The 15,054-nt window shown below is 72.6% G+C and carries 13 protein-coding genes; 2 read left to right on the forward strand and 11 right to left on the reverse strand.

Features of this window, described 5'->3' with window-relative positions; translation table 11 throughout:
* The first annotated feature begins 52 nt into the window (after positions 1-52).
* Complete coding sequence (locus tag SNOUR_RS12990) at positions 53-1,780, forward strand: ankyrin repeat domain-containing protein (RefSeq protein WP_067346639.1); 1,728 nt, start codon at positions 53-55, stop codon at positions 1,778-1,780.
* Between the two features lie 109 nt (positions 1,781-1,889).
* Here SNOUR_RS12990 and SNOUR_RS12995 read toward each other — a convergent pair whose 3' ends face one another.
* The 4 genes from SNOUR_RS12995 to SNOUR_RS13010 form a co-directional block, all read right to left on the reverse strand.
* Positions 1,890-3,308: a sugar porter family MFS transporter gene (locus SNOUR_RS12995; protein WP_067346641.1), complete on the reverse strand. Its 1,419-nt coding sequence runs from the start codon at positions 3,306-3,308 to the stop codon at positions 1,890-1,892.
* 256 nt (positions 3,309-3,564) lie between these two features.
* Positions 3,565-7,257, reverse strand: coding sequence for a chromosome segregation SMC family protein (locus tag SNOUR_RS13000; RefSeq protein ID WP_067346643.1), 3,693 nt, complete (start codon positions 7,255-7,257; stop codon positions 3,565-3,567).
* A 421-nt stretch (positions 7,258-7,678) separates the two neighbouring features.
* Positions 7,679-7,882, reverse strand: coding sequence for a hypothetical protein (locus tag SNOUR_RS13005; protein ID WP_039632428.1), 204 nt, complete (start codon positions 7,880-7,882; stop codon positions 7,679-7,681).
* A gap of 382 nt (positions 7,883-8,264) precedes the next feature.
* Positions 8,265-8,546, reverse strand: a complete 282-nt coding sequence (locus SNOUR_RS13010) for an acylphosphatase (protein WP_067346645.1) — start codon at positions 8,544-8,546, stop codon at positions 8,265-8,267.
* 174 nt (positions 8,547-8,720) lie between these two features.
* Between SNOUR_RS13010 and SNOUR_RS13015 the strand changes: the two genes are divergently transcribed.
* Positions 8,721-9,659 carry a CAP domain-containing protein gene (locus SNOUR_RS13015; protein ID WP_067346647.1) on the forward strand — a complete coding sequence of 313 codons (939 nt, stop codon included), beginning with the start codon at positions 8,721-8,723 and terminating at the stop codon, positions 9,657-9,659.
* A gap of 28 nt (positions 9,660-9,687) precedes the next feature.
* Here SNOUR_RS13015 and mutM read toward each other — a convergent pair whose 3' ends face one another.
* The 7 genes from mutM to rsmD all read right to left on the reverse strand — a co-directional run bounded on the left by mutM (position 9,688) and on the right by rsmD (position 14,910).
* Positions 9,688-10,635, reverse strand: coding sequence for a bifunctional DNA-formamidopyrimidine glycosylase/DNA-(apurinic or apyrimidinic site) lyase (gene mutM / locus SNOUR_RS13020; protein WP_067346648.1), 948 nt, complete (start codon positions 10,633-10,635; stop codon positions 9,688-9,690).
* 121 nt (positions 10,636-10,756) lie between these two features.
* The gene (rnc, locus tag SNOUR_RS13025; protein ID WP_174717867.1) at positions 10,757-11,605 is read right to left on the reverse strand and encodes a ribonuclease III; all 849 of its coding nucleotides are present in this window, start codon (positions 11,603-11,605) and stop codon (positions 10,757-10,759) included.
* A gap of 7 nt (positions 11,606-11,612) precedes the next feature.
* Positions 11,613-11,786: a 50S ribosomal protein L32 gene (gene rpmF, locus SNOUR_RS13030; protein WP_016578620.1), complete on the reverse strand. Its 174-nt coding sequence runs from the start codon at positions 11,784-11,786 to the stop codon at positions 11,613-11,615.
* A 2-nt stretch (positions 11,787-11,788) separates the two neighbouring features.
* The gene (locus SNOUR_RS13035) at positions 11,789-12,376 is read right to left on the reverse strand and encodes a YceD family protein (RefSeq protein WP_067346652.1); all 588 of its coding nucleotides are present in this window, start codon (positions 12,374-12,376) and stop codon (positions 11,789-11,791) included.
* 199 nt (positions 12,377-12,575) lie between these two features.
* The gene (locus tag SNOUR_RS13040; RefSeq protein ID WP_067346654.1) at positions 12,576-13,673 is read right to left on the reverse strand and encodes a F0F1 ATP synthase subunit B family protein; all 1,098 of its coding nucleotides are present in this window, start codon (positions 13,671-13,673) and stop codon (positions 12,576-12,578) included.
* Positions 13,674-13,801: 128 nt separating this feature from the next.
* Positions 13,802-14,314, reverse strand: a complete 513-nt coding sequence (coaD, locus tag SNOUR_RS13045) for a pantetheine-phosphate adenylyltransferase (protein ID WP_039632444.1) — start codon at positions 14,312-14,314, stop codon at positions 13,802-13,804.
* Complete coding sequence (gene rsmD / locus SNOUR_RS13050) at positions 14,311-14,910, reverse strand: 16S rRNA (guanine(966)-N(2))-methyltransferase RsmD (protein ID WP_067346656.1); 600 nt, start codon at positions 14,908-14,910, stop codon at positions 14,311-14,313. Before rsmD ends, coaD begins: the two co-directional genes overlap by 4 nt.
* Positions 14,911-15,054: the final 144 nt, after the last annotated feature.

Consider the following 15,054-nt stretch of genomic DNA (forward strand, 5'->3'; position numbering starts at 1 on the left):
GGGCGGCGCGCGTGGCACGCCGATTGTCAGTGCCGGGTGCCACGATCGATGCATGAGCTTCTTCGACGGTCTGCCCGCGTCCCCTCCCCCGCCCGAACCACCAGACGAGACCCTGGAGTTGTGCGCCTACGCGCCCGCGGAGGACGAGGAGTTCGCGCCCTCCCACTGGTTCGTTCCGGCGCGGCTCCCGCAGGTCGCCGAGGCCGGCGCCGGCCCGGACGTGCGGATCGTGCTCACCGGCTGGGAGGTCTGGCCGCGGTCGGTGACGATGCGGCTGTCGGTCTTCCTGCGACGGATCCGACCCGGCGGCCGGACCTCGCCGTACGGCGGGCCGCGCGACGGGGCGCTGCGCTGCGGGCTGCTGCTGGCCGACGGGCGGAAGGTCACCACGCTCGACGGCGCGCCGCTGCCGACGGCCGGGCCGCCGCACCCGACGCTGCGGCCGGTCGGCGGCTCCGGCGGCGCCTTCCACCACGAACTGGAGCTGCACCTCTCGCAGTTGCCGCCCGCCGGCGCCACCCAACTCGTGGTCGAGTGGCCGGACGAGCAGGTCCCCGAGACGGTCACCGTCTTCGACGCCGGGCCGCTGCGGGCGGCGGCCGGCGAGGCGCTGGAGATCTGGCCGGACGCCGCGCCGCCGGCCCCGCCGGCGACGGGTGAGGAATCGCGGGGGTTCCTCACCGTCGGCCCGGGCCCGGCGGAGATCCTGGCCCCGCCGCCCGCGTCCGAGCCGCAGCCGTGGTCCCCGCCCGTCCCGGACCCCGCGCGCGGCGACTGGGAGCTGCTGGCCCCGTTCCACTGGCGGGACACCGCGCTGGTGCTGGGCCGGCTGGCCAACGGCGCCGATCCGCGGGCCCTCGTGCCGGGCCACCCCCAGGAGACCCCGCTGCACCTGGCCGCGGCCCACGGCTCCCCCGAGGCCGTCGCCGCGCTCCTCGACCGCGGCGCGGCGGTGGACGCACCGGACGCACAGGGCCGCACCCCGCTGTGGCACGCCGTCTGCCACGGCGCCGAGGGGAACGCCGCGCTGCTGCTGCGGGCCGGCGCCGACGCCTGGCGCCCGCAGGTCGCCGGCCGCTCCCCCGGCCGTCTGGCGCTGACCTGCGCCCTGGCCCCGCTGTTCGCCGGACTGCCGGGAGCGGTGCCGCTGACGCCCGAGGAGCGCGCCGCGCAGCGGGCGGCGGACGAGCAGGCGGCGGTGTTCCGGGGAGTGCACACCGACGGCGCCTCGGTGGCGTTCGTGGCGGGGATCGACGAGGCGGAGGCGGTCCGACGGCTGGGCCGGGACCCGCGCGACCGCCCGGTGCTCGCCCCGGACGCCGACGCGGACCCCGGCGCCACCGCCCCCCACAGCTTCGACGCGCACGACGCCGAGGCGTCCCACCGCCGGGTGGGGGTGACGGGGGTACCCGGCGGCTGCGTGCTGCTCCAGCCGTCCTCGTACCTGCTGAGCACCGACCGGCTGCTGGACGCCCTCTCCGTGGGCACCGCCGCCTACGGCCTCTACGTCAACCCCGCCGGCGGCACCTTCGGCACGCTCTCCCGCGACGGCCGCACCGAGCTGACCGAGGAGATCGGCCTCCCGCCGTACGGGGACGAGCCCGAGGGGCACTGGCACTACCGCTTCTGGAGCTGGACCCGGCCGGAGGACATGTACGGCGCGAACGAGCTGGGGTACGCCTCCGCGGCGGCCGGCCTGCGGGTGACGGACCCGGCACCGGTGACCGGCCCACCCCGCCGCTGGGTGCAGATACCCGACGGCAGCCGACTCCTTGGCTAGGGCGCTTCGGACGGATCCCCGCGGTGCCACCGGCCGCGAAAACCACCGCTGCCCCGGCTCGGGTGAGCCGGGGCAGCAGCGAGAACTGAGGAGAGGGCTGGCGGGGGGGTTAGCCCATCTCCTCCAACGCCTTGCCCTTGGTCTCCTTCACGAACTTGAGCACGAAGGGGATCGAGAGCAGAGCGAAGACCGCGTAGATCACGTAGGTGCCGGACAGGTTCCAGTCCGAGAGGCTGGGGAAGCTGGCCGTGATCGCCCAGTTGGCGATCCACTGCGCGGAGGCGGCGACGCCCAGCGCGGCGGCACGGATCTTGTTGGGGAACATCTCGCCGAGGAGGACCCAGACCACGACGCCCCAGGAGAGCGCGAAGAAGAGGACGAAGCCGTGCGCGGCGATCAGAGCCACGGTGCCCTCGGCGGACGGCAGGGTGCCGGCCGCGGTCTTGGCGGAGAAGGCCCACGCCTCCAGGGCGAGCGCGACGGCCATACCGGCCGAGCCGATCAGCGCCAGCGGGCGGCGACCGATCCGGTCGACGAAGATCATCGCGATCACGGTACCGACGATGTTGATGATCGAGGTGGTGAAGCTGTAGAAGAACGAGCTCTCCGGGTTGATGCCGACCGACTGCCACAGCGTCGAGGAGTAGTAGAAGGCGACGTTGATGCCGACCAGCTGCTGGAAGACGGAGAGGCCGATGCCCACCCAGACGATCGGCAGGAAGCCGCCCTTGCCGCCGAGCAGGTCCTTGAAGGTCGACCTGTGCTCGCGGCGCATCGCGTCCTGGATCTCGGTGACCCGGGCGTCGAGGTCCACCGTGTGGCCCTCGACCTCGCCGAGCACCTCCTTGGCGCGGTCGAGCTTGCCGGCGGAGATCAGGAAGCGCGGCGACTCGGGGATCGCGAAGGAGAGCAGGCCGTAGAGGATCGCGGGGATGACCATCACGCCGAGCATCCACTGCCAGGCTTCCAGGCCGGCGATCTTGCCGCGCTGCTCACCGTTGGCGAGGTTGAGGATGCCCCAGTTCACGAGCTGGGAGATGGCGATGCCGATGACGATGGCGGCCTGCTGGAAGGAGCCGAGCCGGCCACGGTAGGCGGGCGGCGAGACCTCGGCGATGTAGGCCGGGCCGATGACCGAGGCCATACCGATCGCGATGCCGCCCAGGACGCGCCACATCGCCAGGTCCCACAGGGCGAACGGCAGCGCGGAGCCGATGGCGCTGATGGTGAAGAGCACCGCGGCGATCTGCATGACCCGGATCCGGCCGATCCGGTCGGCGATCCGGCCGGCGGTGGCGGCGCCGATGGCGCAGCCGATCAGGGCGATGGCGATCACCTGCGCGAGGACGGCGGACCCGACGTCGTAGCGGCTGCGGATCGCCTCGACGGCGCCGTTGATGACGGAGCTGTCGTAGCCGAAGAGAAAGCCGCCCATCGCGGCAGCCGCGGTGATGAAGATGACATGGCCGAGGTGGTCCGGCTGGGCCTTGCGGCCTTCCGGGACCGTCGGCTGCGCGGTGCTGGTCAACGTGAACTCCAGTGGCCCGGCTGCGCTGCCGGGCGTAGGGGGCTGGCCCTACAAGTGGTGCACACGTTGGGGGTACCCACCACTTGAAGGTAAAAGCAACGTTGCAGAGACTATGCCTTTAAGTTTCGAAGTCAATACCCCAAAGCTGACGTCTTTCTCACCCGACCGCCACACACTTCATTCAAGTTCTGAATTGATCTTCAGGGGGTGCGGAAAGACGGGTTCACGGACCCGCCGCGACGGGCCGCCGAACGGCTCAGCGCAGCCGCTGGCTGATCACCTTCGAGACACCGTCGCCCTGCATCGACACGCCGTAGAGCGCGTCGGCGACCTCCATCGTCCGCTTCTGGTGCGTGATCACGATCAGCTGGGAGCTCTCCTGGAGCTCCTCCATGATCCGGATCAGTCGCTGCAGATTGGTGTCGTCCAGCGCCGCCTCGACCTCGTCCATCACATAGAACGGGCTGGGCCGCGCCTTGAAGATCGACACCAGCAGCGCCACCGCGGTCAGCGACCGCTCACCGCCCGACAGCAGCGAGAGCCGCTTGACCTTCTTCCCCGGCGGCCGCGCCTCCACGTCCACACCGGTCGCCAGCATGTCGTCCGGGTTCGTCAGCACCAGCCGGCCCTCGCCGCCCGGGAAGAGGCGCGCGAAGACACCCTCGAACTCCCGCGCGGTGTCGTGGTACGCCTCGGTGAAGACCTGCTCGACCCGCTCGTCGACCTCCTTAACCACCCGCAGCAGGTCGGCCCGGGTCTTCTTCAAGTCTTCAAGCTGCTCGCTGAGGAACTGATGCCGCTCCTCCAACGCCGCGAACTCCTCCAGCGCGAGCGGGTTCACCTTGCCGAGCTGCTGGTAGGCCCGCTCGGCTGCCTTGAGCCGCTTCTCCTGCACGGCCCGGACGTACGGCACCGGCTGGTTCCGCGGGTGCTCGCCCGCTGCGGAGCCGCTGTCGGACGCAGCGTCGGGCAGCGCCTCGCCCTCGGCCGCCGGGGACGGCGGGACCGGCTGGTCGGGGCCGTACTCGGCCACCAGCGCGGCCGGCTCCACCCCCAGCTCCTCCAGCGCCCGGCCCTCCAACTGCTCGATCCGCAGCCGCTTCTCCGCGCCGAGCACCTCGCCGCGGTGCACCGAATCGGTCAGCTTGTCCAGCTCCGTCGTCAGCTCCCGGCCCTGCTCGCGCTCGGCCGCCAGCGTCCGCTCCCGCGCCTCCTTGGCCCGCTCCGCGGCGGCGCGTTCCTCCTCGGCCCGGAGCACCGACACCTCGACGTGCGCCAGCAGTTGCCGCGCGCCCGAGGCCACCGCCCCGGCCACCGCCGCCTCGTGGCGCAGCCGGGCGCGCCGCCGTTCGGCGCGCGCCCGCGCCTCGCGCTCCGCCCGCGCCGCCCGGTCCAGCGAGTCCGCCCGCCCGGCGAGCGCCTTGACCCGCTCCTCGTGCGTGCGCGCCTGGAGCCGGGCCTCCATCTCCGTCTGCCGGGCGTTGGCCCCGTCGGCCGCCAGCCGGTCGCGTACGGAGGTGTCGGGCTCCTCGTCGTCCGCGCCCGGGTCCTCCTCGGCCGCGGCCAGCCGCGCGGCCAGTTCCTCCGCCTCCTCGGTGGCCCGCGCCAGCGCCTCCTCGGCCCGGGCGGCGGCCGCGGCGGATCGTTCCGCCTCCCCGGCGGCGGCCCGAGCCTGCCCGGCGAGCCGCCCCAGGTCCCCGGCGACCTTCGACTTCTCCCGGTCGGCCGCGCGCCGCCGGGCGTCCAGCTCCTCGACCAGCGCCGCGCAGTCGGTACGCCGCAGCTCCGCCGCACGCCGCGCCTCGGTCAGCGCATCGCAGCGGGCCGCCAGCTCCGTGAGCTCGGCCGCCGCCTCGTCGACGGACGCCTGGACCTCCAGCAGGCTCGGCGCCCCCGCCGAACCGCCCTGGGCGAAGTGCGCCCCGAGCAGATCGCCCTCCGCGGTGACGGCGGTCAGCTCCGGCCGCGCCGCGAGCAGCTCCTCGGCCTCCGCCAGCGTCCCGACCACCACCACGTCGCGCAGCAGCCGCGCCACCGAGGCGGTCAACTCCCGTGGCCCGTGGACGAGTTCATGGGCGGGCCGAGGACCGCCGGCCGTCCCCGGCAGCCCGGCCCCACCGGCCCCGGCGACCGTCTCCCCGCCGGCCCGCTCGACGCCCTCCACCGCCGCCACCGACACGGCCTCCTCGGCCTCCATGGCCCGGGCCGGCGCCGGCACCCGCGTCGGCCGGCTGCCGCCCAGCACCATCGCCGCCCGCCCCGCGTCCTCCTTGCGCAGCAGCCGCAGCGCCTCCGCCGCGGCGGCCGGGTCGGTGACCGCGACCGCGTCCGCCGCGGCGCCGAGCGCGGCCGCCACCGGGACCTCGAAGCCCGGGGTGACGGTCAGCAGTTCGGCGGCCGGTCCGAGCACCCCGCCGATCCGGTCCGCGGCGGCCAGCAGCGCACCGGTGCCGTCCTTGCGGCGCAGCCCGAGGGCGAGCGCGTCGTGCCGGGCGGCGGTCGCGGCGCGCTCCCGCTCGGCCGCGGTCAGCGCCTCCCGCGCGGCGGTCAGCGCGGACTCGGCCGCCGCCAGCTCCCTCCGGGCCGCCTCGTACCGCCCGGTGATCTCCTCGTCGTCCGCGTCCAGCCCGTCGACCTCGGCCTTGAGCTGCTCGTACTCCTCCTGGGCCGCGACCGCCCGGGTCCGGGCGGCGTCCCGGGCCTCGGCCAGCCGGCCGATCTCCGCCTGCGCCGACCCGGCCCGGCCGCGGGCCGCGGTGACCTGCCCGGTCAGCCGGGCCAGCCCCTCGCGCCGGTCGGCCAGGGCACGGGCGGCGTCCCGCAGGCGCCGCTCCTCGTCCGCCAACTGCCGCTCCAGCGCCGCCCGGTGCTCGACGGTGTCCTCCAGCGCCCGGCTCGCCGCCTCCAGCGCGGCGGTCAACTCCGCCTCCTGCTCGCGGATCCGGGCGGCCTCCCGCTCCATGTCCTCGGGGTCCCGGCCGCGCCGCTCCTCCGGTGGCGCCGCCGCGGCGCTGCGCACCCGGGCCTCGGCCAGCGAGACCGTGCCGCGCACCCGCTCGGCGAGCTGGGACAGCGCGTACCAGGTCTGCTGGGCCCGCTGCACCCGCGGGGCGAGGGCCCGCACCTCCGCCTCCAGCGCCGCCTCCCGCTGCTGGGCGGCGCGCAGCCGCTCCTCGACGGCCTCCTTGCGCTCCTTCAGCGCCGCCTCGTCGGCGATCTCGGCGGCCAGCGCCCGGCGCAGCGTGACGAGGTCGTCGGCGAGCAGCCGCAGCCGGGCGTCCCGCAGATCGGCCTGGATGACGGCGGCGCGCCGGGCGACCGCGGCCTGCCGCCCCAGCGGTTTGAGCTGCCGCCGCAGCTCGTCCGTCAGGTCCTGGACGCGGGCGAGATTGGCCTTCATCGCGTCCAGCTTCCGCAGCGCCTTCTCCTTGCGCTTGCGGTGCTTGAGCACGCCGGCCGCCTCCTCGATGAACGCCCGGCGGCCCATCGGATCGGCGTGCAGCACGGAATCGAGCTGTCCCTGGCCGACGATCACATGCATCTCGCGGCCGATTCCGGAATCCGAGAGGAGTTCCTGGATATCCAGCAACCGGCAGGTGTCGCCATTGATCTGGTACTCGCTGCCGCCGTTCCGGAACATGATCCGGGTGAGGGTGACTTCGGCGTATTCGATGGGCAGCGCGCCGTCGGAATTGTCGATCGTCAGGGAGACCTCGGCACGGCCGAGCGGCGGCCGCCCGGTCGTCCCGGCGAAGATGACGTCCTCCATCTTGCCGCCGCGCAGCGACTTGGCACCCTGCTCCCCCATGACCCACGACAGCGCGTCCACGACGTTGGACTTGCCGGAACCGTTGGGGCCCACGACGCAGGTGATGCCCGGTTCGAAACGGAGCGTCGTGGCGGAGGCGAAGGACTTGAAGCCTCGCAGGGTCAGACTCTTCAGATGCACGCCTTTGAACTCTACCGGCCGCTCCCCGCCACCTCTCCGCAACATTCCGGCAACCGCCGCGGCCCGGTACGACCCCCGGGTATCGGCCGCCGTTCCCCTCCCATTCACCGGGCAATGCAACCCGCCGGTTTCACCGGGGAAAGGGAGGGGCACATCATGCGGTAAGGACGACACCGAGGGACTGGGGATACACCGCGGGACGCAAGTGACCGGAGGGCGGCATGCCATCCGGCCAATGGGGAAACGGCGTGCGGCAGGGGCGGGAGCATCACCGAGGACGGCACACGGAGCGGGGGAACGACGAAGGGACGCCGAAGCGTCCCTTGCAGATCTTGCAGTGCAGATCTTGAAGCGTGCGCAGAACTTGAAGCATGCGGTGCTTCAAGCGGCTGGCGTGCAGCCCGTCCGACCCTGGTCGGGGTCAGGTGAGCGCGGGCTCCGCCTGGGGTACGTCGATGTCGAGCACCGAATCGTCGCGACGCGCGGCAGCGGAGAGCATGTCGTTCTCGGCCTGCATCCGAATGAGTTCGGATTCGAGGTCCTGGACGCGCTGCTGAAGCCGTCGCATCTCGGCGAGGACTCGGGGGTCGGAGCCGCCGACGTAACCGAGAAGCGCCTTTGCCATGATGGATGGTCCTCCACAATGAGTGACCGACCGAAGCGGTGTGGGTCGTGAGGGATTCGCACCCGCGGTGCTTGTCATTCTCCAGGTGTACTCAATGCCAAACAGCTAAGGTGCGCGGGGATTCCAGAGTCTCACCAAACGGATGGAGGGTCAACACGATCACGCCCCGTATCCTCGGGCACCTGAGAGTGCGCGGCCGCCAAGGCATGGCGCCCACTCTCCAGAAAGGTCCCGCGGGGCGTGGAGATCATCCGTACAGCGGCAGCCTTGCACGGGTCGGCCGAGTTGGCAACCACCAGGGCTTATCTCCTGTAAGCAGCTCACGAAGGCACACCCGCGACAGCGCCCGGCGCGGCCGTCCGGGCGGCGCTTTCCGGGGGGATCAGCGGATCTCGAAGCCGTCGTAGCCGCCCCGCGGCGTGGCCCAAATCTCAGTGACGCCGTCGACGTCCCCGGGCGTGTCCCCGGTGCGGAGCCACTCCAGCAACGCCTCGCAGCGGTCCTTCGGCCCCTCGGCGACGACCTGGACGCGTCCGTCGCCGAGATTGACCGCGAAACCGGCGAGCCCGCCGATGCGCAAAGCGTTCGCTCGGGTGAACCAGCGGAACCCAACTCCCTGGACCCGCCCGCGTACCCACGCGGTCATCCGCACTTCCTCTTCCATGTGTGCACGTTAACCGGCCAATTGCTCAGCAAGCACATCCGCCCCGTACGTCATGGCGTACAGTCCCCCGACAGCGAGGACTCACCCTTTCGGGTGGGGAATCCGAGGAAATCTGCGCGGCGGAAGCCGCTCCAGTGGAGCCGGTGCTTGCACCGGGGGAAGGAACTTGTGCGGATGGGCCGCCATCGACGCTCTGCTCCCCACGCTCCGGAACGCCTTCGTACGGGGCCTGTTGACGGACCGACGGATGTGGCCGCGCCCGCCGGACACCGCGGCCATCGCGCGGCCCGCCGGACCGCACCGGTGCGCACCGGGCTGCTCGGAGCCTCCGCCGCGGTGGCGATGGGCGCGGTGGCGGTCGCGTCCGGACTCGTCCCGGGCGGCGGCCGGTTCGAGGTGGGCTCCGGCGGCCGCGCCGACCGGGTCCGTGCCGATGTGCTGCCGAACGCCCGGCCGCAGGAGAGCTCCGCCGCCCCGGCACCCGCACCGACGGACGTGGCGGGCCGGGGCGAGGGAACCGGGGCGTCGCGGGGCGCCGGACGGGCCCCCTCCACCACGGCTCCGCCCTCGCCCGGCGCCACGCCGTCCGCGTCCCGGACCACCGCGCCCACACCCCCGCCGCCGTCCCCGGTGACCGGCGGGCGGCCGTCCGCGCAACCCACCGGCGGACCGACCACCACCACGCCCCGGCAGACGGCGACCCCCACCGCCGGCCCGACCGCCGCCGGCGGCACCGAGGCCGCGGCCGAGGCCGCGGTGGTCTCGTTGGTCAATCAGGAACGTGCCGGGGCGGGCTGCTCGCCGGTCACCGCCAGCCGCGAACTGGCCGGTCTGGCCGAGCGGTTCAGCGACGACATGGCGCGGCGCGGGTTCTTCGGCCACACCGATCCGGACGGCCACACGCCCTGGGACCGGGCGCGCGACCAGGGCATAGCGGACCTGGGTGGGGAGAACATCGCCCGGGGCCAGTCCGACGCGCGGGCGGTGATGGCCTCCTGGATGGACGACCCCGGGCACCGCGCCAACATCCTCAACTGCGAGTACAAGACCCTCGGGGTCGGCGCCCACTTCGGTCCGGGCGGCCCGTGGTGGGCCCAGGAGTTCGGCTTCTGAGCCGGATGCCGCCGGCCCCCGGGCCGGCTCAGTGCGGCCGCGGCGGGCGCTGGCAGCGCGGGCAGAAGTAGCTGGAGCGGTTCATCCAGGGACGGCGCCGGATGGGCGTACCGCAGCGGCGGCAGGGCTCGTCCTCGCGGCCGTAGGCGTCCAGGGCGCGCTCGAAGTAGCCGGACTCGCCGTTGACGTTGACGTAGAGGCTGTCGAAGCTGGTGCCGCCGACGGCCAGCGCGGCGGTCATCACGTCCCGGACGTGCCCGAGCAGTTCGGCGGTGCGGGGCCGGGTGAAGGTGGCGGTCGGCCGGTCGTAGTGGAGCCGGGAGCGCCACAGCGCCTCGTCGGCGTAGATGTTGCCGACGCCGCTGATCAGGGTCTGGTCGAGCAGCGCTCGCTTGATCGTGGTCCGGCGGCGGCGCAGTGCGTCGTGGAAGGCGGCGTCGTCGAAGGCCGGGTCGAGCGGGTCCCGGGCGATGTGCGCGATCACGTCGGGCAGCAGGTCGGGGTCGCCGGGCACGGTGTCGTGCAGCGAGAGGCCGCCGAAGGTGCGTTGGTCGACGAAGCGCAGCTCGGTGCCGATGGCCTCGGCGGGGGTGTCGGCGTCGGTGAAGCGGATCCGGATCCGCAGGTGCTTCTCGTCGGGGGCGTCCTGCGGCTGGACCAGCAGCTGTCCGCTCATGCCGAGGTGGGCGAGGATCGCCAGTCCGTGGGTGACGGACGGGGTGACGACCGGGGCGATGCCCTCGGCGGCGCTCTGGGCGGCCGGGCCGCCGCCGGTCACCGGGAGCCAGAGGTACTTGCCGCGGCGGCGGGCCGGGCCGACACGCAGTCCGGTGAGCCGGGCGGCGAAGTCCTCCGCGCCGGCGGTGTGCCGGCGGATGGCGCGCGGGTGGCGGACCTCGACCGTGTCGATGGTGCGGCCGCTGACCCAGCGCGCCAGGCCGCGGCGGACGACTTCGACCTCGGGCAGCTCGGGCACGGGCGCTCCTCACGGTCCTTGCGGAAGGGGGGAAACACGGCGGAGTCATGGGACTCCGGAAAGACCTCTGACCCCTCCCGGGCGGCCGTGTGGCCACCCGGGAGGGGTCAGAAGCGGTGGTTCAGTGTGTCGGCGACGGGGTGTCGCCGGAAGCCTGAGCCGGGTCGTCGCCTTCCGGCGCCTTCCCTGCCGCCTCGTCCGCCGCGGCGCGGATCGCGCGCCATGCGGACTCGGCCGCCTGCTGCTCGGCTTCCTTCTTGCTGCGGCCGGTGCCGGTGCCGTACGAGACACCACCGACGCGGGCAGCAGCAGTGAAGGTCTTCTCGTGGTCCGGGCCGGTCTCGGTGACCAGATATTCCGGGACCCCGAGGCCCTCGGTCGCGGTGAGCTCCTGGAGACTCGTCTTCCAGTCCAGGCCGGCGCCCAGGCTGGAGGACTTCTCGATGAGCGGGTCGAAGAGCCGGTGTACCAGCTCGCCGGCCGCGTCGAGGCCCTGGTCGAGATAGACCGCGCCGATCACCGCTTCCAGGGTGTCGGCGAGGATGGACGCCTTGTCCCGGCCGCCCGTGCCCTCTTCGCCCCGTCCGAGGCGGATGAAGGCGCCGAGGTCGAGGCCGCGGCCCACCTCGGCGAGCGCCCGCGAGTTGACCACCGCGGCCCGCAACTTGGCCAGCTGGCCTTCCGGCAGGTCGGGGTGGATGCGGTACAGCGTGTCCGTGACCACCAGGCCGAGGACCGAATCCCCGAGGAATTCGAGCCGCTCGTTGGTGGGCAGACCGCCGTTCTCGTAGGCGAACGAGCGATGCGTCAGCGCACGCACCAGAAGGGCGGACTCAAGTGTGTACCCGAGCCGCCCTTCCAGAAGCGAGAGGGACGAGGCCGTGTCCGCCGGTGCCGTTTCCTCACCGCGCTTGCAGGGTGAGGAAGGGCCGTCCTCTGCCTTCTTCGGGCTAGACACAGTGCCTGTCACCAGCCGCTCAGACCGCGATGACCTGGCGCTTGTTGTAGGTGCCGCAGCTCGGGCACGCGATGTGCTGCTGCTTCGGCTCCTGGCAGCGCTCGCACGCAACCAGGGTGGGGACCGCAGCCTTCCACTGCGACCGGCGGTGGCGCGTGTTGCTGCGCGACATCTTCCGCTTCGGAACAGCCACGGCTACTTCTCCTGAGGTTCATCCCCGCCGTCGCGGGGTTCATTGTCCATCTCGTGGTCCTGGTTGGACCCGACGAGTTCCTGCAGTGCCGCCCAGCGCATGTCGACGGCGTCGTGGTGGTGGTCCGGGTCGTCCGCCAGCCGCGCTCCACAATCGGAGCACAGGCCCGGGCAGTCCTCCCGGCACACCGGCTGCAGCGGCAGTGCCAGCACCACCGCGTCCCGCAGCACGGGTTCGAGGTCGAAAAGATCGTCCTCGATGTAGAACGTGTCCTCCTCGTCCTCGGCGTCGTCGCCGGACTCAGTGGTCCGGACGTCGGCGTCGGGGTAGGAGAACAGCTCCTGGAAGTCCGCTTCGAGCACTCGCTCCAGCGGCTCCAGACACCTTACGCACTCCCCCTTCACGGTCGCACGGGCGGTACCTGTGACAAGCACCCCGTCCATGACCGCTTCCAGGCGGAGGTCGAGTTCGATCGGCTCGCCCTCGGGCGCTCCGATGATCTCGTTGCCGAGGTCCGCGGGGGCCTCGACGGAGCGGGAGAGCCGCTTGAGCGTGCCGGGACGACGACCCAGCTCGCGTGTGTCGAACACGAGCGGGGAACGGTGGTCGAGGCGGGCGTTGATGGCTTTCCTGCTTTCTGTACTGCGGTGTCAGCGACCCACGGCCGGTATCCGGCGTGCGGGCAGCAGCGATCGCGGGCATACACACGACCGAACGGCCAGAATACTGGACGGCCCCCGATAGGCCCAATCCGCCCCGTCGCCCCTCGGCCACGGAGGCCGGCGGTGCCTAGTGGCGGCCCTCTTCATACTGCCGCAGCTGGTCGAGGTTGATCAGGCTGGTGTCGAAGAGACTGGTCTCGTCCAGGGCGGCGGGCTGGGTGCCGGGGGCCTGGGGAACGTGCTGGGGCTGCTGGGGCAGCTGCGACGGCTGGTAGCCGGTGCCCGCGTCGTAGCCCTGCTGCGGCACCTGGCCGGCCGGCTGCTGCCAGTCGTAGCCGTAGAGGTCCTGGTGCTGGGTGTAGGGGACCTGCTCGGTGTGCTGCTGGTAGGGGTAGCCGTCCGGCTGCTGGTAGGCGACGGCCTGGCCGTCGTAGTAGCCGGGCTGCGGGTCGTGGAGCACCTCCTGGGGCACCGCCTGCGGGGCCTCCTGGAGCGGGGTGACGCCCGCCAGGCCGGCGAGGTAGTCCGCGTCGGCCTGCGGCGGGGCGGCGGTGTGCGGGTCGCTCTGGGCGGCGAGGTGGTCGGCGAGCTCGTCGATCGGGCGGGCGCCCTGGAGCTTGTCCCGGCCGCGGCCGACCGCCTCCAGGGTCTTGGTCAGGACGGCCTGAAAGGCACCGAACTTGGCGTCCACATAGGTGTCGGCGCGCTGCTTGAGGGTTTCCGGGTCGGCGCTGCGCTCAGGGGCCTCGACGTCCTCGTGGCCCATTTCGTCGAGGCCGGGGCCGCGACCGAGCAGCTTCTCGCGGCCGCGGTCGACGGCGCCGATGGTCTTGGTGAGCACGACCTCGAAGTTGGCGAGCTTGCTGTCGACGTAGTCGTCGGCCTGGATGCGGATCTCCTCGGCCTCCTGGCGGGCCTCGGCCAGGAGGCGGTCCGCCTCGTCCTGAGCCTGTCGGACCACCTCGGTGTCCGAGATCAGCGAACCGCGCTGGCTGTGCGCGGACTCGATGATCCGCTCGGCCTCGGCGCGGGCCTCCTCCACCATCTGCTCGCGCCCGCCGAGGAGTTCCTGCGCCTGGGCCAGGGAACCGGGCAGCGCGCCGCGCACTTCCTCCAGCATGGCGAGCAGCTCGGCGCGGTTGACCACGCACGAGGCCGACATGGGCACGGACCGGGCGCTGCCGACGGCTGCGACGATGTCGTCGAGCTTCTTCTGGACGTCCACCTTGGACTCGCCACTCTCTGCAGGATCGTAAGGACGGAACGGGACGACTGTACGGCCAGGAGCCCCCGTCCCGACACCTGCTGACGATCCGTCAGAACAGGGTCGGTCCTACCGCACCGGGTGCCGGGTCACGGCTTCTTGCGGAGCCGTTCGGTCAGTGCCTCCAGGACGAACGGCGGGACCAGGTGGGAGACGTCGCCGCCCCAGGCCGCGACCTCCTTGACCAGGCTGGAGGAGAGGAAGCTGTAGGTGGGGTTGGTCGGCACGAAGAGCGTCTCCACCCCGGAGAGGCCGTTGTTCATCTGGGCCATCTGGAGTTCGTAGTCGAAGTCGCTGACCGCGCGCAGGCCCTTGACGATGGCCGGGATGTCGCGCTGCTTGCAGAAGTCGACGAGCAGGCCGTGGAACGCCTCGACCTCGACGTTGCCGTAATCGGCGGTGGCCCGCCGGATCAGGTCGATCCGCTCCTCGACCGTGAACAGGCCCTGCTTGGACTGGTTGATCATGACGGCGACATGGACGACGTCGTACAGCTTGGAGGCCCGGGCGATGATGTCCAGGTGCCCGTTGGTGATGGGGTCGAAGGACCCCGGACAGACGGCGCGGCGCAACTTCGTCTCCTCGCTCTCCGGTCCGTTCATGACAGGGTTGCTGACGTCGGTTCGGCGGAAGCCGAAGCGGCGCGACCGTACCAAAGCGTCCCCTCGCCATAGCGACGGGCCCTGATCGCTTCGAATCCGTCCGGCCAGGTGAACGTGCCGCCCCGGGTACTCCGCTCCACGGTGACGAGTGCCTCCGCGGCAAGCCACCCCTGACCACGGAGTGTGAGCAGAATCTCGCGGAGTTCGGCGTCGCCGACCGCGTACGGCGGGTCCAGGAAGACGACGTCGTACGGCTCGCCGGGGGCCGGGGTCGCGGCGGTCTGCTCGGCCTTGCCGGGGCGGACCTCCGCGCCGGGCAGGCCGACCGCCTTGACGTTCTCCCGGATGGTGCGGACGGCGCGGGCATCGGCCTCGACCAGCAGGACGTGCGCGGCGCCACGGGAGAGCGCCTCCAGGCCGACCGCGCCGGAACCGCCGTAGAGGTCGAGCACCCGGGCACCGGCCAGCGGGCCGTCGAGCGACTCCCAGGTGGAGAACATGCCCTCGCGCGCGCGGTCGGAGGTCGGGCGGGTGCCGTTGCCCGGTGGTACGGCGAGGCGGCGGCCGCCGGCCTTACCGGCGATCACGCGGGTCATGGGCCCGTCCTTACGTTGAGCGTGGTCGGAGAGGGGCGGGGCCCGGTGGACTCCGCTCTCCCACGATATGTCCGTCCCCCGAGGGGCGGGTCCGCCCCCGGCATCGCCCGACCGTGATCGTTCTCACGGGCCGGGTGCGGTCGG

The organism is Streptomyces noursei ATCC 11455 (assembly GCF_001704275.1).
Lineage (GTDB): Bacteria > Actinomycetota > Actinomycetes > Streptomycetales > Streptomycetaceae > Streptomyces > Streptomyces noursei.

What these genes read in the sequence shown, in the direction of transcription:
- SNOUR_RS12990 (WP_067346639.1), top strand. Translation starts at nt 53, where the DNA reads ATGAGCTTCTTCGACGGTCTGCCCGCGTCCCCTCCCCCGCCCGAACCA.
- SNOUR_RS13005 (WP_039632428.1), bottom strand. Translation starts at nt 7,882, where the DNA reads ATGGCAAAGGCGCTTCTCGGTTACGTCGGCGGCTCCGACCCCCGAGTC.
- SNOUR_RS13010 (WP_067346645.1), bottom strand. Translation starts at nt 8,546, where the DNA reads ATGGAAGAGGAAGTGCGGATGACCGCGTGGGTACGCGGGCGGGTCCAG.
- SNOUR_RS13015 (WP_067346647.1), top strand. Translation starts at nt 8,721, where the DNA reads ATGGGCCGCCATCGACGCTCTGCTCCCCACGCTCCGGAACGCCTTCGT.
- coaD (WP_039632444.1), bottom strand. Translation starts at nt 14,314, where the DNA reads ATGAACGGACCGGAGAGCGAGGAGACGAAGTTGCGCCGCGCCGTCTGT.
- rsmD (WP_067346656.1), bottom strand. Translation starts at nt 14,910, where the DNA reads ATGACCCGCGTGATCGCCGGTAAGGCCGGCGGCCGCCGCCTCGCCGTA.